Raw genomic sequence first — 18,030 nt, 5'->3', positions numbered from 1 at the left:
GAAATCGTTTTGCGGGCCGCCCGCACAGTTCACACCAGTAACGAATCGGTATCAGTTCGCGGCCGGATTTTTCGCCATCCGGCAACCGCCCGAAAACCGGCGCACAATCGAAACCGACTGTGCGCCTATGTATTTCGAGATGGAAGCGTCTGGCAGCCTTTTACAGGGCCGCCAGCGCGGCCACCTCGCGCGCGAAGTGCGGCGCCCGGATTCCGATCGACAGCAGGCCCGCCGCCTTCAACGCGTGGAAGCCGCCGACCAGATCGGTGGCCCTGCGCAATCCGAGTTGTTGCAACGAGGCCGCCGCGAGGCTGGAGGTATAGCCCTCCGAGCACGCGATGATCCATTCGACATCGTGATCGGTGGCCAGTGCCAGGCGCGCCGAACTCGTCGGATCGAGGCGCCATTCCAGGACATTCCGCTCGATCACCAGCGCGCCGGGCAGCGCACCTTCTCTGGCCCGCTGGGCCTGCGGCCTGATGTCCACCAGAATCGCGCCCCTGGCGAGCGCCTTCGGCAATTCGAAGGCATAGATCCGGGTCAGCTGCGCCCGCGCGTTCTCGAGCATCTGGTCGATGGTCAGAGTCATTACATGTCGCCTTCGGGCTGGTCGGTGAGAACGGTTCGGGTACGGCGCAAGGTGCCGTGGCCGGTGACTTCGTAATACGACATGGCGGTCAGCGGCGGGGAATAGGCGTGCACGCTGAGCGTCGGCTCGAGCGGGCCGGTGGATTGCGCGGTGACATTGATGGAAGACCCGGCGGTGTCGATTGATTGGGCGGGCGCGCGCATCACGTCGTGCACCCAGCCGATCGGAAACGAGGCCTGATCGCCCGCGGTGAGTGTGCGCCTGCGTAGTTCGGCGCCGTTCCAGCGGAATTCCGACAGTGCGCCGCTGAGCACGGTCAGCGCGCCGAGCGAGCCCGCATGATCGTGCAATTCGGTCGACTTGCCCGGCGTCCAGCTGATCAGCCAGACATCGACCTCGTCGTCGGCGAGCAATCGGGTCGCCCAGCGTTCGTCACCCGGCCAGATACCGTCCTGCGGCAGCAGGTGGTCATAACGGCCGGTGAGTACGTCCTCGGCGCCCTCATCGGTCAGCCGGAGCAAATCCGCGGGGCGCAGCCGGGTCGGCAATGCCGAAGCGACGGCACGGTCGAGCGGCGGCACCGCCGAAAAAGCGTCACGTGCGGAAGAAAGGGAAAGAACAGAAGAACGCATCGGCGAATCTCCAGGAGTTGTGTATCAACGGTCGAGGGAAAAAGCTCAGCCTCGAACGGTCGAGGCAGGTCAGCCTCGACAACACTCCTGGGTGCTCACGCGGGAATACACGGCAGCGAGTCTAGCAGCGACTCAGCCACAAGCAATACCCGCAATTCCAGTGGACTGACTCACAGCAGCTCCGGCGGGAGGTTATGGCCCACTCGGCGCAGCAACCACGAAAGCACCACGCACCCCGCTCGGAGCGAGTCTTACGAGCGACCGTTGGCGGCCGTCTCGCGTCCGAGTGGTCGAAGCGCATGCGCCGCAGGCGCGAGTCTCGACCGCTCGGACGCGAGACACCAGGGGCCGCCAACACGCAGCGCCGGAGGCGCTGCCATCAAACACTGGCATTCTTCCTACGCTGATTGCGCTCGTAGACCAGGCGAAGGCCGGTCTGTGTGAGATGCGGCTCATGGTGGTCGATGGTCTCCGATTCGGGCACGATCAGCGCCGCGGTCACGCCGGTCGCGACCACCGCGACATCGTCGCCGGAGAACGCGTCGAATTCGTCGCGGATTCGATCGATCAGGCCGTCGACCAAACCGGCGAAGCCGAAAACCGCGCCGGACTGCATGCATTCCATGCTGTTCTTGCCGAGCACCGAGCGCGGCCGCGCCAGTTCGGCGCGGCGCAGCGCGCTGCGTTCCACCAGCGCCTCGGTGGCGATTTCCACACCCGGCGCGATGACGCCGCCGAGGAACTCGCCCTTGGCCGACACCAGGTCGACACAGATCGCGGTGCCGAAATCGACGACGATCGCGGCCGAGTTGAAGTGGTGGTAGGCGGAGAGGCAGTTGATGATGCGGTCGGCGCCGACCTCTTTCGGATTGTCGACCAGGAGCGGAATACCGGTGCGCACACCGGGTTCCACCAGCACGTGCGGGATGTTGCCCCAATACTTGGTCAGCATCACCCGCAGTTCGCGCAGCACCGGCGGCACCGTCGACAGCGCGGAAATGCCGATCACCTGGTCGAGCTGATCGCCGACCAGCCCGCGCACCTGCATGGCGAATTCGTCGGCGGTCAGCAGCGGATTGGTGTGGATACGCCAGTGCCGCACCAGTTTCGAATGCGCGCCACTGCCCGAGAACAGGCCGAGTTCGATGCCGGTATTACGAACGTCGATGGTCAGCAGCATCGGATCAGGCGTCGACGAAAGCGGTGAGTGAACGCGGGGAGGTGAGGCCGGAGCCTTCCGGCGCGTGCGCCGGGTCCGAACCGAGTTCGATCGGGCGGTTGTGCTCGTCGACGAAGACGACCTTCGGGTCGTATTCGCGGATCTCCCGCTCGTCCATCATTCCGTAGGCGATCAGGATGACGAGGTCGCCCGGGTGGACCAGATGCGCGGCGGCGCCGTTGATCCCGATCACACCGGAACCGCGCTCACCCGCGATCACGTAGGTCTCCAGCCTGGCGCCGTTGGTGATATCGACGATGCAGACCTGTTCGCCCTCGAGCAGATCGGCGGCGTCGAGCAGATCCTGGTCGACGGTCACCGAACCGACGTAGTGCAGATCGGCGTGGGTCACCGTGGCGCGGTGGATCTTCGACTTCATCATGGTGCGCAACATCGTTGTCGCCTTTCTAGACCGATGCCTGGGCGGGCTGGGAGCTGAGGTTCGGGTGGCCGTCGATCGGTGCGCCGAGCACGACGGCGGCGTTATCGATGAGCCGGGTGGTGCCGACCCTGGCCGCGACGAGCAGTCGCGCGTTGCCCGCGGCCGGGGCGGCGTCGAGGGTCGAGGAGCGCAGCTCGAGGTAGTCGAGCTGCAGGCCGGGTGCGGTGTCGAGGACCGCGCGGGCCGCGTCGAGCACCGCCTGCGCGCCGAGGCCGCCCGCATGCCTGCCCGCGGCAAGCGCCGCGGACAGCGCGAGCGCCGATTCGCGCTGCGCCGCATCGAGGAAGCGGTTGCGCGAGGACAGCGCGAGGCCGTCCGCCTCGCGCACCGTCGGCACCGGGACGATCTTCACGTCGAAATTCAGATCGCGCACCAGCTGGCGGATGAGCGTGAGCTGCTGGTAGTCCTTCTCCCCGAAGAACGCCTCGGTGGGCCGCGCGATCTGCAGCAGCTTGGCCACCACCGTCAGCATGCCCGCGAAATGGGTCGGTCGGCTTGCCCCCTCCAATTCGGCGCCGAGCGGGCCCGCGTGCACGGTGGTGCGCTGGCCGTCGGGGTACATATCGGAGACGCTCGGCGCGAACACCAGCTCGACGCCCTCGGCGCGCAGCAGTTCGACGTCGGCGTCCAGGGTGCGCGGGTACTTGTCCAGGTCCTCGTTCGCGGCGAACTGCAAGGGGTTCACGAAGATCGAGACGATCACGTGCTGATTGGTCCGCTTGGCCCGGCGCACGATCTCGAGGTGGCCCTGGTGCAGCGCGCCCATCGTCGGCACCAGTGCGACCGTGCGGCCGACCTTGCGCAGCGCACTGGAAACGGCGGCGATCACTTCGGGATCGTGATGGATGGTCAGTTCGCCCGGCCGGAAGGTGCCGCGCATTTTCGGATCGAGCCCACCCGTCGCCCGACCACCGCCCCCCATGGAATCGCTACGCGATGCTGGGTTCATTTTCCCTCCAGGAGGTCGATTAGGTTCGGATGGGAATTGACACGCTCGGCGGTGCGCAGCGACAGCGCGCGATAGCCGGCGGCGAGTTTGGGATCCACGGCTTCGAGCGCTTCCAGATGTGCCGCAACGGCATCCGCGTCACCGCGGGCGACCGGACCGGTCAGCGCGGACTGGCCGCGGCGCAGCGCGTTGTCCAGCGCCGCCGAGGCCAGCGGGGCGAGCAGGCGTTCGGCGAGGCCGTTCGGCTGCTCGTCGACGGTCTGCTGACCGAGCAGCCCGGGGCCCGACAGCGCGACCCGCAGCGCGGCCACCGCGTCGACGATGACCGTGACCAGGTGGTTGCTGCCGTGCGCGAGCGCGGCGTGGTACAGCGTGCGGTGCTCCTCGGAGACACGCACCGGTTCGCCACCCATCTCGATCACCAGCGATTGCGCGATGGCGTAGCCGACCTCGTCGGCGGCGGTGATCCCGAAACACGCGTTGGCGAGCCTGCTCACGTCCTCGTCGTGGCCGGTGAAGGTCATCGCGGGATGGATGGCGAGGCCGAGCGCGCCCTTCTCGACGAGCGGCGCGAGCACGGTGACACCGTTCGCACCCGAGGTGTGCACGACGATGGTGCCGGGCCGCACCACGCCCGCGCTCGCCAAACCGCGCACCAGCCCGGCCAATTCGGTATCGGGCACCGCGAGCAGCAGCAGTTCGCTGCGGGCGGCCACCTCCTCGATCGGCAGGATCTCGGAATCGGGCAGCCTGGTCCGCGCCCGGTGCACCGATGCGTCGGAGATGGCGGAAACGCCGAACACCACATGCCCGGCACGCTCCAAAGCGACGCCGAGTGCGGAGCCGACGCGTCCCGCCGAGACGATGCCTACCGTCAGGCGTGCGGGCGCGGGGTCGTTGTCGGAAGTCAGACTTCTCGAGGTCAACGGTGTCCTCTCGATTTCGTTCCAGTCCCGCACCGCGGGTACCAGACGTACGCCTAGAGGATATCGGCCTCGTCTTCGCCGATGCCATGGAGCACGGGGGTGATCTCCGCCGCAGTATCGATAACCTGCGGTTACGCCGATCGCTCAGCGGCGGTCGCGGCCGTTTTCCTCGGACTGCAGGTTGGCCATGATCTCGGCCACCGAGAGGCGGCGCGAGGAGGTGTCCTCCTCGGTATCGGCCTCGCGGCGGCGCCTGCGCGAGCTCGCGCTACCCATCGTCGGTGCATCGGGCGCCGACAGGCGCGGCGCTTGCGGCGGCGCGGCGGGCGCCGCGGTCTGCGGCGCCGGGCGGATCGGTTCGGGCGGTGTCTCGGCGAACGCGTCGGCCCAGCTACCGGAACCGCTGATCGGGCCGGTGTGGCGATCGTCGTCGATGTCGACGTCGGTGATCTCGGCGTCACTCTCTTCGTCGTATTCGGGCGAGACGGCCGAGGTTTCGGCGGTGACCGGCTCGTCGAAGGGGCTGGCGAAGAGCGGTGGTTCCGGATGATCGGACACGAAAACCGGCGTTACGGTGCTGCGGGTTTGCTGTGCGGTCGATCTCGACCAGGCCTCGGCATCCGCGGAGCTATTGTCCGACAGGTCGGCCGCCGCGCTCGGCAGCTCCTGGATCCTGGTCGCGTCGGCGCGCAGCGCCGGTCGATCCATCGGCAGATCACCGTCGAAGAGCCGCTGCAGACTCTGGCGCAGCACGGTCAATTCGGCGCGCAGCGCGGCCATATCGGAGGCGTCGGCGCCGACTTCCTCGCGCACCCTGGCCTCGACGCCCAATTCGTACTCGCGACGGGCCGTGACCTCGCGTTCCAGCTGCAATTCGTAGACCGTCTGCAGGTCGCGGACCTTGGCCTTGTCGACCGTGGATTCCTTGCGATATCTGGTCGCGGCCAACGCACCGATCGCGGCGGCCCACAGGGCGGCGACCAGACCGATCCGGACAAACTGCAAGCTGTCGCTGAAGACCAGGAAAACGCTGGCAACCAGACCGAGCAGAATCAACACACCGATGAAGAATTTTCCCGCGTCGTCCCGCCGTCGACGGGAAGTGCTGCTACGGGAGGGTGAAACCATGCCAGCCAGGGTAGCTTGCTTGCCGGGCCGCGCCCAGAACCCCGATCGGCAATTCGACGAGCAAAATTAGCTATGTGGTAGCTGGATCATCGGTTGGGTCATCGGGTGCGCGGCAGCAGTACTCGAGCCACAGTGCGGCAGCAACCAACAGCAGACCGGCGAGCAGTCCGACCGTCGCACCGGAGACATCCGCGGCGGCCGCGCGCAGCGTGCCCCGCTGCGGGAACACCCAGCACAGGAAGCCGAGCCAGACGCCCGCCGCCAGCGAACCCACCTGCGCCGAGGCCTTGGCCAGCGCGACCGCGCGGGCCGCGGTGATCGGATGCAGCTGATGCGGACCGTCGCCGATCCGGTGCTCGTTGATCCGATTCCTGATCACGAAGCCGAGAACCAGTTCGATCGCCGACACCGGATACAGCGAGGCGCCCGCGTAGATCGAGATCGGCGGGAAGGCGGAGTACATCATCCTGGTGCCGACCCACGCGATCAGCGCGGCGACAACCACATTGGCCACCAGATCGAGCACCCGCGTCGGCTTCAGCTTCACACCGCTCCCCCGGCGCTCGTCGAATCCCCTTGCGCTGCCGTCAGGCTCAGCTCGGTGGGCCGCACGCCCGCGCGCTCGGTCGCATCGATGGCGTCGAGCAGTTCGCGTGCCGTCCGCGCGGCACCGTCGACCTCCAGCACCGCGTCAGGCTCGACCTCGAGCCAGGGAATCAGCACGAAGGCGCGACGGTGCGCCTGCGGATGCGGCAGGGTCAGTTCCGGATCGGCGCTGCGCAAAGCGCGCAGCTCGCCGTTCTCGTGCTCGGCGCACCAGACCACGTCCACGTCGAGTGTCCGTGCGCCCCAGCGCACCTCGCGCACCCGATCGGCGGCCCGCTCCAGCCGCTGCCCCTCGCGCAGCCAGTCGTGACAGCCGAACGCCGGATCGTCCACCACCACAATGGCATTCAGGTAGTCGTCCTGCGGAACCCCGCCCCACGGCGGCGTCGAGTACACCGAGGACACGGCGCGCACCCGGTGCCCGAAACCGTCGACGACGCTGCGCAGATGGCCCAGCCGATCGCCGAGATTGGCACCGATCGAGAGCACCGCGCGAGTCATACCGCCGGCCCTCGGTGCCGTGCGGTGACCACGCGGACATCGGCGAAGGAATGCGGGATCGGCGCGGAAGGCTTGTGCACCACCACTTCCACCGACTGGATGCGCGGATCGGTCATCACGTCGTCGGCGATCTCGGAGACCACCTTCTCGATGAGATTGCGCGGCGGGCCCTGGATGATCTGCACCGCGCGCTCGGCCAGCGCACCGTAGTCGACGGTGGCGACCAGATCGTCGGAGGCGGCCGCGACCGAGAAGTCGACCCAGACGGTCAGGTCGACGAGGAACTCCTGGCCGTCGCGCCGCTCGTGGTCGAAGCAGCCGTGATGGCCGAACGCGCGCAGGCCGCGCAGCTCGATCCGATCGAGCCCGCGCCGCACCTGCGTTTCGGTGCCTTCGGCGTGCGTGTCGGTCATCGGACCTCCCGTGATCGTGCGGCGCGCTGCCAGGCGTCGGTGACCTCGATGGCGTCGAGCGAGGCGCGCACATCGTGCACGCGCACGCCCCACGCGCCGTGCGTCGCGGCCAGGGCGGACACCGTCGCGGTGGCGGTCTCCCTGCCGTCGGGCGGACGCGGGCCGGACTCGTCGGCGAGCAACGCGCCGAGGAAGCGTTTGCGGGAGGCGCCGATGAGAATAGGCAGCCCGCCCGCGACCAGTTCGGGCAGCGCGCCGAGCAGCGCCCAATTGTGTTCGGCGTCTTTGGCGAAGCCGAGGCCGGGATCGAGGATCAACCGGGCCGGGTCGACACCGGCCGCGACCGCCAGGTCGACCTGCACGCCGAGTTCGGCGCGCACCTCGGCGACCACATCGTCGTAGTGATCGGCCGGGCCGGTGTGCCGGTAGTCGGCGGCCGCCCGCCAATGCATGAGGATCCACGGAACCTGTGCGGCGGCAACGACTTTCACCATATCCGGATCGGCGCGCCCGCCGGAGACGTCGTTCACCACCGAGACGCCCGCCGCCAGCGCCGCCTCGGCGACGCTCGCGCGCATGGTGTCCACGCTGGTCGGCACGCCCGCGGCGACCAGCCCGCGGATCACCGGGACGACCCGATCGGCCTCGGTCCGCGGATCGATGCGGATCGCACCCGGCCGCGTCGACTCACCACCGATGTCGACGATGTCGGCGCCCGCCGCGTACAGCTCGACACCGTGCTCGATGGCCAGCTCGGGATCGAGGTAGCGGCCACCGTCGGAAAACGAGTCGCTGGTGACATTGACGACGCCCATGACCACACAGGAGCGTCCGCCACGCGGCTCGATCACTTCCGCAGAATGAGGTCGAGCGCCTCGGCGCGGGTGGTCGCGGAGGACTGCAGCAGGCCGCGCACCGCGGAGGTGGTCGTGCTCGCGCCCGGCTTGCGGATACCGCGCATGGCCATGCACAGGTGCTCGGCCTCGATGACGACGATCGCGCCGCGCGGATCCAGCTTGCGCATCACCGCGTCGGCGATCTGGCTGGTCAGCCGCTCCTGCACCTGCGGACGCTTGGCGTACAGGTCGACGAGGCGGGCCAGCTTGGACAGGCCGGTCACCCGGCCGTGTGTGCCGGGGATGTAGCCGACGTGTGCGACACCGTGGAAGGACACCAGGTGATGTTCGCAGGTGGAGTACATCGGAATGTCGCGCACCAGCACCAGCTCCTGATGCCCCTCGTCGAAGGTGGTGTTGAGCACCGCGTCCGGTTCGACGTAGAGCCCGGCGAACATTTCCCGGTAGGCGCGGGCCACCCTGGCGGGCGTATCGGTCAGGCCGGGGCGGTCCGGGTCCTCGCCGACCGCGATCAGCAGTTCACGGATCGCGTTCTCGGCACGGAGCTGATCGAACGGCTTACCGGTTTCGAGCGCGGTGAGCGCAGGCTTGGCAGTACCGTTCGACGCCTCGGGACCATGGGACACTTTGATCCCGTTGGATTCAGCGCTATCGGACCCGGCGAGCGTGTGACCACCGACGTTTTTGTTGGCCGACAATCGAGGACACCTCCAAATCTCGGGCGCCGACACTCACTCGGCACCCCGATGGTCGAGCCTAATCGCCACTACTTCAGTGACGACCGTTCGGTCCATCCCACTCGCGGCTCTCACCCTCGTCGTGCTGGCGACTCGGCTCCTCGAAGCCGTCGTAGCCACCGCCCTCGGCGGCAGGCTGGGCCTGACCGCCCTGCCACGGTTGCTGCTGCTGGTATCCGTGCCTCGGCTGCGGTGCGGTCCAGCCGCCAGTGCCGTATCCGGACTGACCGGACGCGGGCTGCTGCGGCTGATCCTCGCGCGGCGGCCAGCCCGGCGCCGACCAACCGGCCGGGGCGCCGTAATCCGGGCGCGAACCGTGCGTGCCCGCGGCACCCTGACGCTGGTAGCCGGGGCCAGGTGTCTGCGGCAGCGGATAACCACCCGCGGGCGGCGCCGGGTAGCCCGCGCCGTACTGCGGCGGCTGCTGGTAACCGGCGGGCGGATAACCGTTGGCGGGCACCGGCTCACGCTGTGGCAGCGCGGGCTTGACCGGCTCCGGCGGCGGCCACGGCTCGCCGCGCTCCAGCGCGAGCTCGCCCGGGGTCTTCACCGGCGGCTTGTCCGAGGGCACCCGATCACCGAAATCGTTGAATGCGGTGATCCTCGGCCGCTTCTCCACCGTCGACAGCAGCTCCTCGAGCTCCTTGCGGTGCAGGGTCTCCCGCTCGAGCAGCGCCGTCGCCAGCACGTCGAGCACGTCGCGGTACTCGTTGAGGATGGCCCACGCCTCGGTGTGCGCGGCCTCGATCAGGTTGCGCACCTCCTCGTCGATCTCGCGGGCGACCTCGTGCGAGTAGTCCGATGCCATGCCCATCGACCGGCCGAGGAACGGGTCGCCCTGCTCCTGGCCGTAGCGCACGGCGCCGAGGCGGGCGCTCATGCCGTATTCGGTGACCATCGCGCGGGCGATCTTGGTGGCCTGGTCGATATCGGAGGACGCGCCGGTGGTCGGCTCGTGGAACACCAGCTCCTCGGCCGCGCGGCCGCCCATCGCCATGACCAGGCGGGCGATCATCTCCGAGCGGGTCATCAGGCCCTTGTCGTCCTCGGGCACCGTCATCGCGTGGCCGCCGGTGCGGCCGCGGGCCAGGATGGTGACCTTGTAGACCGGCTCGATATCGGGCATCGCCCAGGCGGCGAGCGTGTGGCCGCCCTCGTGGTAGGCGGTGATCTTCTTCTCGTGCTCGCTGATGATGCGGCTCTTGCGGCGCGGTCCGCCGATCACCCGGTCGACCGACTCCTCCAGCGATTCGCCGGTGATCACGTTGCCGTTCTCGCGCGCGGTGAGCAGCGCGGCCTCGTTGATCACGTTGGCCAGGTCGGCGCCGGACATACCGACGGTGCGCTTGGCCAGTCCGTCCAGGTCGGCCTCGGCCGCGATCGGCTTGCCCTGCGAGTGCACGCGCAGGATGGCGCGGCGACCGGCCAGGTCCGGATTGCCGACCGGGATCTGCCGGTCGAACCGGCCGGGGCGCAGCAGCGCGGGATCGAGGATGTCGGGCCGGTTGGTGGCCGCGATCAGGATGATGCCGGTGCGGTCGCCGAAGCCGTCCATCTCGACGAGCAGCTGGTTGAGGGTCTGCTCGCGCTCGTCGTGACCGCCGCCGAGGCCTGCGCCGCGCTGGCGGCCGACCGCGTCGATCTCGTCGACGAAGATGATGCACGGGCTGTTCTGCTTGGCCTGTTCGAACAGGTCGCGCACGCGCGAGGCGCCGACGCCGACGAACATCTCGACGAAGTCCGAACCGGAGATGGTGAAGAACGGGACGCCCGCCTCACCCGCGACCGCGCGGGCAAGCAGCGTCTTACCGGTGCCGGGCGGACCGTAGAGCAGCACGCCCTTCGGGATCTTCGCGCCGAGCGCCTGGTAGCGCACCGGGTTCTGCAGGAAGTCCTTGATCTCGTAGAGCTCTTCGACGGCCTCGTCCGCGCCCGCCACATCGGCGAAGGTGGTCTTGGGCATGTCCTTGGACAGCTGCTTGGCCTTGGACTTGCCGAAGCCCATCATGCCGCCGCGGCCACCGCCCTGCATGCGGACCATCAGGAAGATGAACAGGCCGAGCAGCACCACCATCGGCAGCACGAGGAACAGGATCTGGCTGTACCAGGTCTCCGTCTTGACCACGGTGTTGAACGGCGCGCCCGAGTTCTTCACGGCATCGAAGACCTGGTTGGAGGTCTCGCTGCCGCCCGGATACTTCGCGATGATCTGGGTCTTGCCGCCGGTGGCCTCGTTGCCGTTCTTCAGCTCGATGCGCAGCTGCTGTTCTTTGTCATCGATCTGCACGTTCTTGACGTTGGACTTATCGCTCAGCTGGCTCAACGCCACCGAGGTGTCGACACTCTTCCAGCCGCGCGTGTCACTACCGAAATAGCTGAACGCAACGATCACGAGCACGATGCCCGCGATTATGGCCAGGGTGCGAAACACTGTCTTGCGGTTCATAGAGCGTCGGCCGCGCGGCCAGTCCTTTCCGGTGATTCCGGTTCTTGCCTAAGCGATGCAGCGGGTGCGTCCTTCGCCCCGTCGGGGTTTCGGATGCGGACATGCCACGTTACCGCGTACGGTCTAGTCGATACATCGCGCAGTTCGACTGCTGGTGCAGTTAAAGAGGTAAACGGCCGAAGAACGACGGTGGTTCCCGAAGTCTGCGGTCTGGCTTACTCCAAGTGGTCACAATCATGGCATGTTCGGCCTATCGTGAGCGACGACACAGCACTTGCGGGGCGAAGCGACGGGCCCAATCAGACAGAGCGCAGGGGGTATGGACATAGTCGAGCTACGGACACCCACGGCGATTGTGCGCCACGGTCGCGGGCGATTGATCGTCCTGCGGCCCGGTAGCGACGGCGAGCGCGTGCTCGACGTCCCGGTCTCCGATCTGCTGAAGGTGCGGCTCAACCGACGCGCGGACGACGCGGTGGTCATCGAGATCTATCTGCGCTATCCCACGCCGGTGCTCACCGGTGTGCCCGCCGACCGCACGCCGCTGCCGGTGCTCATCGCCGAGCACGACGTGCCAGCGGCGACCGAGATCGTCGACCGGATCAACGACCAGATCCTGGCCACCCAGCGCATCGATGTGGCCGCTCCCGATCTCAACGCCCCCGCTCCCGTCTGGGGTAAGAGCGGGCCGACCAGGGCCGACGTCGACCGCGCTGTGCGCAGGATGGCGCCGCGCCGCGAGGCCAAGGCCGCGATCGCCGCGCTGCACCGCTACGTCACCCCGGACGAATACGTGCTGGAGACCGCGATCGCCGTCGCCAACCTGCCCGCGGGCGCCGGGCCGGGGCTGCTTGCCGCGACCACCGGGCGGCTGCTGTTCATCTCGATCGGCAACGGCGCCCGCTACGCGCACGAGCTGCCGATTCCGGCCGTACTGTGGGCGCGCACCACCGAGGGCTCGGCGCCGACGCCGGGTGAGATCGGCGCGGTGCGCGGTGAGACCGGCATCGACGTGCACGACGGCTATATGACGCTGCACTTCACCGGTACCGATCGGGCCGATACCGAGCGCGTCACCTGCGCGGTGAACTTCGCCGTGCGCCGCGATTCCGCCGACGGCGCCGCCGGTCCGGCCGATCCCGGTGTGGCACAGCTGTATTCGGAGTGGGAGCTGCTCGTCGAGCGGCATTCGCTCGGCATGGTCGACGACGGCCAGTTCCAGCGCTACGGCCGCGGCATCCTGCGCTCGCTCCCCGACGGCGGATAAGCCGACGGGGTAGCCGCGGCTCAGCTGCTCGGCTGATCGCCGTTGGCCGGCACCGAGGGTGGTGCGGGGATCTCGTTCAGCGTGATGCGCCGCCACGGGCTGGTCGGGCGCATCCACAGGCGGACCAGTTCCATCCTGCGGTCGACGCCGCCGTTCTTCAGCTCGGCCAGATCCTCACAGGCCTGCCAGTAGGTCCAGCCGGTGAGGTAGGCGTCGCCGAATTGCCGCCAGTTCCGGTATTTGCGCTGGGCCAGCGGTAGCGCGCGCATCAGGTAGTCCCATGCCACGTCGGCGTCGAGATAGCCTGCGGTGAACGCCATTCTGGCCACCGCGACCACCCGCGCCAGATCCCAGGCGTGGATATCGCTCGGCAGCGGGCGGGCCAGATGGTCGGTGAATCCGATCTTGATCGCCTGTGACCAGATGTCGTAATCGCGGACGAGCGCCTCCGGATTGTCCATCCCGCGAAACGATCCGACCTGCCGCAGGAACGCGCGGTGCCGGTCGGCGCGCTCACCGAAGCGGTCACGCTCGCTGGCATTGATCGAGGCCATCACCAGCGGATGCACCATCGCGTAGAGCGGCGCGTGCATCCCTTCGAGCAGCTGCTCCATCGACGCCTGCGCCTCGGTGCCGTCGGTGATGCCCCATGCGCCGGTGAGCGTATCGATGGCCAGCTCGCGACGGTCACCGAGCGGATGCTCGCGCTCGGGGCCGAGCAGCAGCGCATCGTGGAAGGCGTCCCAGCGGGCCGAATAGAAGGCGCCGAGTGCCAGCGCCCGCAGCTCGTCATCGGAGACGGCGGCCCCCGACCAGTGGTCTTCCTCCCGCTTGTCCAGCTCCTCGTAGGGGAAGGTCGTCATGGTGGGTAGACCGCGGGCAGGCATGCACCCGATTCTTCACCATCGATCGGGACACGGCCCGGTTATCGCCGCCGCTGTGTTGGATCGGCGGCTCCCCCGCGGCCCGCCCGCAGTCGGTCGCGTGAGATTTTCACATCGAATCTTTCTTGCCCTGCCGCAGCACGCGACTGCGGGTTACTGTGCACCATGCGTGAAAACATCACCGTCCTGCGGGGTATGGAGCCTGCCGCCACCGAGCAGGAAATCTATGCTGCCGCACTGCAGTACGTGCGCAGGGTCGGTGGCGTGTCCGGCCTCAGCTCGACCACCAAGGTCGCCGTCGACAAAGCCGTCGCCGCGGTCGCCGCCGCGACGACCCAGCTACTCGCCGATCTATCGGAGCGCCAGCTACCCCCGCCCGCCGAAACCCCCCTGCGCCGGTAGTCGGCTAGAGCCCGTAGGCCACGACACAGACCAGCGCGATCTCCAGCGCCAAGCTGCGCGCTTCGATCGGATGGCCGAGCAGCTCTTCGATGCGCTGGATCCGGTATCGCACCGTGTTCTTGTGCACCCCAAGCAGTTTCGCCGTGGCCTCCGGGCTGCGATGGCTCCTCAGGTACGCGTGCAGCGTCTCGCGCAGCCGGGCGGTATTGGCATCGTCGGCGGCAAGCGCGCGCAGTTCACGGCCGATCAGGCCGCGCATGGCCGCCTCGTCCGCACCGGTCAGGTAGGCGATCTCCACATCCCGATAGGCGATGACCCGCGCCGCGCCCGCCGGGCCGCGCTCGGCGACATGCCTTGCCGCGACGGCCTCCCGGTGGCTCTGCCGGAAACCCACGACCTGCGCGCCGGGCATCCCGAACGCGACACGGACCGGGGCCTCCACCTGGTCGAGCGCGAGCCGCAGTGCGTCGTCGTCGAGGCCGTCACCACCGTCGCCGAGCCCGGCCCACGCCCACATCCCGCTGGCTCCGGACGGCACGGTGAGCACCCGCGCGCTGCCCATCGCGGTCGCGACCCTGGTGGCGACGCGCTCCAGCAGACCGATGAATTCGCCTTCGCCGCCCGCGGGTTCGGCATCCCGATCGGTCCACAGCACGAATCCCAGATGCGGCTGGGACAGCCGGTAGCCGAGCCGGATCGAGGCCTGCTCGGTATCCAGTTCGTCACCGGCGAGCAGGGCGCGCACGGTCTCGGTGCGCCGGTTGAGCGCGGCGCGCAGCACCCGCTCGCGCTCCTCCATATAGGTGGCGGTGAGCGTCTCGACCGAAATGCTCACCCACTTCGTCGATCGGTCGAAAAGCCGCAGCAGCACCGCCTTTTCGATCTCGTACGGCGCGCGGCGCTGGTCTACGGCCTCGGTCATGTAGTCGAGTACCGCCTCCTGCCCGATGTGATAGGTGCGCAGCAGCACACGCAGGTCCAAACCGCGCCGGGCGATCGTGCGCGCGAAGGCGTGCGCCTCCTCCGGCAGCGCGAATTCGAAGGTGTCACTTGTCAATCCGCTCAGCACGATCCTGGCGTGCGCGCGGGTGCTCGCCGCGAGGTCGCGGCGCATGTCGCGGTCGGCGAGTTCGGGGATGCCTGCGATGATCGCGTTGTCGAGCCGTTCCACCACCTGTTCGAGTGACGCGGTGCGCATGGTCTCGTAGACGTATTCCGCCAGCCAATCGCGGACCAGCTCGCTGTCCGGCGCCACCGCGGTGATCGGTGCGGTCGCCGCGGAGCGGTCCGGCAGTGCGGGTGTCACGACTCCTCCGAATCATCGACGGCAGATTTGGTTCCAGAGCACAAAAATCGCCGATTTCGTTGACAAACTGGGCCAAGAATGTGCTGCGCGCTTGTGTCACGATCATAGTTCAGTGAACTGATTCACAGTCAGACCTGCGCTGTACAGCACAACGTCCGTGGGAGAGCAGCAGTGACCAACACCGAACCAGCGCCGGGCGCCGCCAAGAAGGCCGCACCGCGCAAGACGACCCCCAAGGCCGCCACGAAGACGCCCGAGCCCGCCGCCACCGTCATCGAGGTGCGCAATCCCGGCACCGGCGCGGTCGTCGGCACGGTGCCGAACCAGACCGCCGACGAGGTCGCGGCGGAGGTCCGCGAGCTGCGGCTCTACCAGCCGGAGTGGGAGGCGATCGGTCCGGACGGCCGCAAGGAATGGCTGCTGAAACTGCAGGACTGGCTGATCGACAACATCGAGCACCTGGCCGACGTCCTGCAATCGGAGACGTCCAAGCCACGCGCCGACGCGCTGATCGACCCCGCGTTCGGCAGCGACCTGGTCGGCTACTACGCCCGCCGCGCCGCCAAGTTCCTCGCCGACGATCACCCGTCGCCGCACAGCCCGCTGGCCAGGGTCAAGAAGCTGACCACCACCTACCGGCCGTATCCGGTGGTCGGCGTGATCACCCCGTGGAATTTCCCGCTGGCCATGCCGGTGATCGATGTGATTCCCGCGCTGGCCGCCGGCGCCGCGGTGCTGCTCAAGCCATCCGAGGTGACGCCGCTGTCCGCGCTCGAATTGGCAAGGGGCTGGGCCGAAATCGGCGCGCCGCCGGTCTTCGCCGTGGTCACCGGCGCAGGCGCGACCGGCGCGGCCGTGGTCGGCAACGCCGACTACATCCAGTTCACCGGCTCCACCGCGACCGGGCGCAAGATCGCCGCGGCCTGTGTCGAGCGGATGGTTCCCTACAGCCTGGAACTCGGCGGCAAGGATCCGGCGATCGTGCTCGCGGACGCCGATCTGGACCGGGCCGCGCACGGCATCACCTTCGGCGGCATGTTCAACTCCGGCCAGGTCTGCATCTCGGTGGAGCGGGTCTATGTCGAGGCGCCGGTCTACGACGAATTCGTGGCCAAGCTGACCGCCAACGTCAAGGCGCTGCGCCAGGGCATCGACGGCAGAGAGGCGAAGTTCGAACTCGGCGCGATGGCCAACGAGAATCAGGCCCAGATCGTGCAGCGCCATGTCGACGAGGCCGTCGCGGCGGGTGCGCGGGTGCTCACCGGCGGCAAGCGGGCCGGTTTCGGCACCGCGTTCGAGCCGACCGTGCTCGTCGATGTTGACCACACCATGTCCTGTATCACCGAGGAGACCTTCGGCCCGACGCTGCCGGTGATGAAGGTGGCCGACGAGGCCGAGGCGATCCGGCTGGCCAACGATTCGATCTACGGGCTGTCGGCCTCGGTGTGGACCGGCGACAAGGCGCGCGGCGAACGCGTTGCGCGCCAGCTGAATGCGGGCGCGGTCAATATCAACGACGTCTTCGCCAACCTGTTCAGCTTCGCGCTGCCGATGGGCGGCTGGGGGCTTTCCGGTGTCGGCGCGCGCTGGGGCGGCGCGAACGGCGTCCGCAAGTACTGCAGGCAGCAGGCGATCACCACGCCGATGCTGCCGACCCAGCAGAAAGAACTGGTCTGGTTCCCGTACTCGATGCCGAAGCTGCTGTTCGCGCTCGGTGCCATGCGCGCCGCGGGCGCACGCGGCCTGCGCCGCTTCGATATTCCGGCACTGCTGAAACTCAAGGGAGACAACAAGTGACAGATTCGGCAAAGGTTCGCGGCAAGGTCGTCGTGATCACCGGTGGCGCGCGCGGCATCGGCCTCGCCACCGCGACCGCGCTCACCGCGCTCGGCGCCAAGGTCGCGATCGGCGATATCGACGAGGCCGCCGTGAAGGAGTCGGGCACCACCCGCGGTTTCGAGCTGTACGGCAAGCTCGACGTCACCGATCCCGTGTCGTTCGAGAATTTCCTCGACGAGGTCGAGCGCACCGTCGGGCCGATCGACGTGCTGATCAACAACGCGGGCATCATGCCGACCGGCAGGCTGGCCGACGAGCCGGACCAGATCACCCGCCGGATCCTCGACATCAACGTCTACGGCGTGATCCTCGGTTCCAAACTGGCACTTGCCAAGATGCTGCCGCGCCGGGCCGGGCACGTCATCAATATCGCCTCGCTGGCCGGCGAGACCCACATCCCCGGTCTGGCCACCTACAACGCGAGCAAGCACGCGGTGCTCGGGTTCACCGACACGCTGCGCGAGGAGTACCGCGAGCACGGCATCCGGTTCTCCTCGGTGCTGCCGACGCTGACGAATACCGAACTGGGTTCGGGCATCAGCGGGCCGAAGCTGTTGCGCCCGGCGGAACCGGAGGAGATCGCCGATGCCATCGTCGCGCTGATCGCGGCGCCGAAGTCGAAGGTCAGGGTGACGACCATCGCTGGCATCGTCTCGCAGGTGGTCGGGCTGCTACCCGAGGCGGTCGGCGACGGCATCGCGCGGGCGCTCGGGTCCGGCCACGCCTTCCTCGACGACGTCGATGCGGCGCAGCGCAAGGCCTACGAGGAGCGGGCGAGAAGCGTCTGAGAAACGGACCTACGCGACATACCAAAACATTTTGTGACCAACCTCACACTATGACGCGGTGCTGGTCGTCGAAGCCCCTAACGCCGATTCCCCGTCGGT

General features: G+C 68.2%; 19 protein-coding genes. 4 read left to right on the top strand and 15 right to left on the bottom strand.

The features are described from left to right. Window positions 1-160: 160 nt before the first annotated feature. The 13 genes from ACIG5A_RS15485 to ftsH form a co-directional block, all read right to left on the bottom strand. Window positions 161-583 (bottom strand): rhodanese-like domain-containing protein, encoded by a 423-nt coding sequence (locus ACIG5A_RS15485; RefSeq protein ID WP_397241788.1) that lies wholly within the window; start codon window positions 581-583, stop codon window positions 161-163. A gap of 5 nt (window positions 584-588) precedes the next feature. Further along, entirely contained in the window at window positions 589-1,221 is a 633-nt protein-coding gene (locus tag ACIG5A_RS15480; RefSeq protein WP_397240869.1) for a cysteine dioxygenase, read from the bottom strand. Between the two features lie 379 nt (window positions 1,222-1,600). Next, window positions 1,601-2,401, bottom strand: coding sequence for a type III pantothenate kinase (locus tag ACIG5A_RS15475; RefSeq protein ID WP_397240868.1), 801 nt, complete (start codon window positions 2,399-2,401; stop codon window positions 1,601-1,603). Window positions 2,402-2,405: 4 nt separating this feature from the next. Next, window positions 2,406-2,834 (bottom strand): aspartate 1-decarboxylase, encoded by a 429-nt coding sequence (gene panD, locus ACIG5A_RS15470; RefSeq protein ID WP_397240867.1) that lies wholly within the window; start codon window positions 2,832-2,834, stop codon window positions 2,406-2,408. A gap of 13 nt (window positions 2,835-2,847) precedes the next feature. After that, window positions 2,848-3,804, bottom strand: coding sequence for a pantoate--beta-alanine ligase (gene panC / locus ACIG5A_RS15465; protein ID WP_397241786.1), 957 nt, complete (start codon window positions 3,802-3,804; stop codon window positions 2,848-2,850). A 23-nt stretch (window positions 3,805-3,827) separates the two neighbouring features. After that, a complete protein-coding gene (locus tag ACIG5A_RS15460) occupies window positions 3,828-4,757 on the bottom strand; it encodes a Rossmann-like and DUF2520 domain-containing protein (protein ID WP_397240866.1) in 930 nt (309 codons plus the stop codon). A 144-nt stretch (window positions 4,758-4,901) separates the two neighbouring features. Beyond that, entirely contained in the window at window positions 4,902-5,885 is a 984-nt protein-coding gene (locus tag ACIG5A_RS15455; RefSeq protein WP_397240865.1) for a DUF6779 domain-containing protein, read from the bottom strand. A 70-nt stretch (window positions 5,886-5,955) separates the two neighbouring features. After that, window positions 5,956-6,426: a DUF3180 domain-containing protein gene (locus ACIG5A_RS15450; protein WP_397241784.1), complete on the bottom strand. Its 471-nt coding sequence runs from the start codon at window positions 6,424-6,426 to the stop codon at window positions 5,956-5,958. A 2-nt stretch (window positions 6,427-6,428) separates the two neighbouring features. After that, window positions 6,429-6,992 carry a 2-amino-4-hydroxy-6-hydroxymethyldihydropteridine diphosphokinase gene (gene folK / locus ACIG5A_RS15445; RefSeq protein WP_397240864.1) on the bottom strand — a complete coding sequence of 188 codons (564 nt, stop codon included), beginning with the start codon at window positions 6,990-6,992 and terminating at the stop codon, window positions 6,429-6,431. Continuing rightward, entirely contained in the window at window positions 6,989-7,405 is a 417-nt protein-coding gene (gene folB, locus ACIG5A_RS15440) for a dihydroneopterin aldolase (protein ID WP_397240863.1), read from the bottom strand. The genes folK and folB overlap by 4 nt, the downstream gene beginning before the upstream one ends. Then, window positions 7,402-8,220 (bottom strand): dihydropteroate synthase, encoded by an 819-nt coding sequence (folP, locus tag ACIG5A_RS15435; protein WP_397241782.1) that lies wholly within the window; start codon window positions 8,218-8,220, stop codon window positions 7,402-7,404. The genes folB and folP overlap by 4 nt, the downstream gene beginning before the upstream one ends. Before the next feature lie 32 nt (window positions 8,221-8,252). Then, a complete protein-coding gene (gene folE, locus ACIG5A_RS15430) occupies window positions 8,253-8,888 on the bottom strand; it encodes a GTP cyclohydrolase I FolE (RefSeq protein WP_397241780.1) in 636 nt (211 codons plus the stop codon). Window positions 8,889-9,033: 145 nt separating this feature from the next. Beyond that, window positions 9,034-11,445, bottom strand: coding sequence for an ATP-dependent zinc metalloprotease FtsH (gene ftsH / locus ACIG5A_RS15425; RefSeq protein WP_397240862.1), 2,412 nt, complete (start codon window positions 11,443-11,445; stop codon window positions 9,034-9,036). A gap of 319 nt (window positions 11,446-11,764) precedes the next feature. Between ftsH and ACIG5A_RS15420 the strand changes: the two genes are divergently transcribed. Next, window positions 11,765-12,712 carry a hypothetical protein gene (locus ACIG5A_RS15420; RefSeq protein WP_397240861.1) on the top strand — a complete coding sequence of 316 codons (948 nt, stop codon included), beginning with the start codon at window positions 11,765-11,767 and terminating at the stop codon, window positions 12,710-12,712. A 20-nt stretch (window positions 12,713-12,732) separates the two neighbouring features. Here ACIG5A_RS15420 and ACIG5A_RS15415 read toward each other — a convergent pair whose 3' ends face one another. Next, on the bottom strand, window positions 12,733-13,599 hold the full coding sequence (locus tag ACIG5A_RS15415; RefSeq protein ID WP_397240860.1) for a DUF1266 domain-containing protein: 867 nt from the start codon (window positions 13,597-13,599) through the stop codon (window positions 12,733-12,735). Window positions 13,600-13,761: 162 nt separating this feature from the next. Between ACIG5A_RS15415 and ACIG5A_RS15410 the strand changes: the two genes are divergently transcribed. Further along, window positions 13,762-13,998 carry a DUF2277 family protein gene (locus tag ACIG5A_RS15410; protein ID WP_397240859.1) on the top strand — a complete coding sequence of 79 codons (237 nt, stop codon included), beginning with the start codon at window positions 13,762-13,764 and terminating at the stop codon, window positions 13,996-13,998. A gap of 4 nt (window positions 13,999-14,002) precedes the next feature. Here ACIG5A_RS15410 and ACIG5A_RS15405 read toward each other — a convergent pair whose 3' ends face one another. Further along, window positions 14,003-15,304 (bottom strand): PucR family transcriptional regulator, encoded by a 1,302-nt coding sequence (locus ACIG5A_RS15405; RefSeq protein WP_397240858.1) that lies wholly within the window; start codon window positions 15,302-15,304, stop codon window positions 14,003-14,005. Window positions 15,305-15,475: 171 nt separating this feature from the next. Here ACIG5A_RS15405 and ACIG5A_RS15400 point away from each other — a divergent pair, with 171 nt between their 5' ends. Together ACIG5A_RS15400 and ACIG5A_RS15395 are read left to right on the top strand one after the other, a co-directional pair. Further along, complete coding sequence (locus tag ACIG5A_RS15400; RefSeq protein WP_397240857.1) at window positions 15,476-17,101, top strand: aldehyde dehydrogenase family protein; 1,626 nt, start codon at window positions 15,476-15,478, stop codon at window positions 17,099-17,101. Continuing rightward, on the top strand, window positions 17,098-17,931 hold the full coding sequence (locus ACIG5A_RS15395) for an SDR family oxidoreductase (protein ID WP_397240856.1): 834 nt from the start codon (window positions 17,098-17,100) through the stop codon (window positions 17,929-17,931). Before ACIG5A_RS15400 ends, ACIG5A_RS15395 begins: the two co-directional genes overlap by 4 nt. Window positions 17,932-18,030: the final 99 nt, after the last annotated feature.

It is taken from the genome of Nocardia sp. NPDC052566, from assembly GCF_044547285.1.
GTDB lineage: Bacteria > Actinomycetota > Actinomycetes > Mycobacteriales > Mycobacteriaceae > Nocardia.
Note: the sequence above shows the minus strand (reverse complement) of the source record. Positions and strands in the feature narration are given on the sequence as shown.

Coding starts and splice junctions, on each gene's coding strand:
- ACIG5A_RS15480 (WP_397240869.1), bottom strand. CDS start 1,221: ATGCGTTCTTCTGTTCTTTCCCTTTCTTCCGCACGTGACGCTTTTTCG.
- ACIG5A_RS15475 (WP_397240868.1), bottom strand. CDS start 2,401: ATGCTGCTGACCATCGACGTTCGTAATACCGGCATCGAACTCGGCCTG.
- panD (WP_397240867.1), bottom strand. CDS start 2,834: ATGTTGCGCACCATGATGAAGTCGAAGATCCACCGCGCCACGGTGACC.
- panC (WP_397241786.1), bottom strand. CDS start 3,804: ATGGGGGGCGGTGGTCGGGCGACGGGTGGGCTCGATCCGAAAATGCGC.
- ACIG5A_RS15455 (WP_397240865.1), bottom strand. CDS start 5,885: ATGGTTTCACCCTCCCGTAGCAGCACTTCCCGTCGACGGCGGGACGAC.
- folK (WP_397240864.1), bottom strand. CDS start 6,992: ATGACTCGCGCGGTGCTCTCGATCGGTGCCAATCTCGGCGATCGGCTG.
- folB (WP_397240863.1), bottom strand. CDS start 7,405: ATGACCGACACGCACGCCGAAGGCACCGAAACGCAGGTGCGGCGCGGG.
- folP (WP_397241782.1), bottom strand. CDS start 8,220: ATGGGCGTCGTCAATGTCACCAGCGACTCGTTTTCCGACGGTGGCCGC.
- ftsH (WP_397240862.1), bottom strand. CDS start 11,445: ATGAACCGCAAGACAGTGTTTCGCACCCTGGCCATAATCGCGGGCATC.
- ACIG5A_RS15420 (WP_397240861.1), top strand. CDS start 11,765: ATGGACATAGTCGAGCTACGGACACCCACGGCGATTGTGCGCCACGGT.
- ACIG5A_RS15415 (WP_397240860.1), bottom strand. CDS start 13,599: ATGCCTGCCCGCGGTCTACCCACCATGACGACCTTCCCCTACGAGGAG.
- ACIG5A_RS15410 (WP_397240859.1), top strand. CDS start 13,762: ATGCGTGAAAACATCACCGTCCTGCGGGGTATGGAGCCTGCCGCCACC.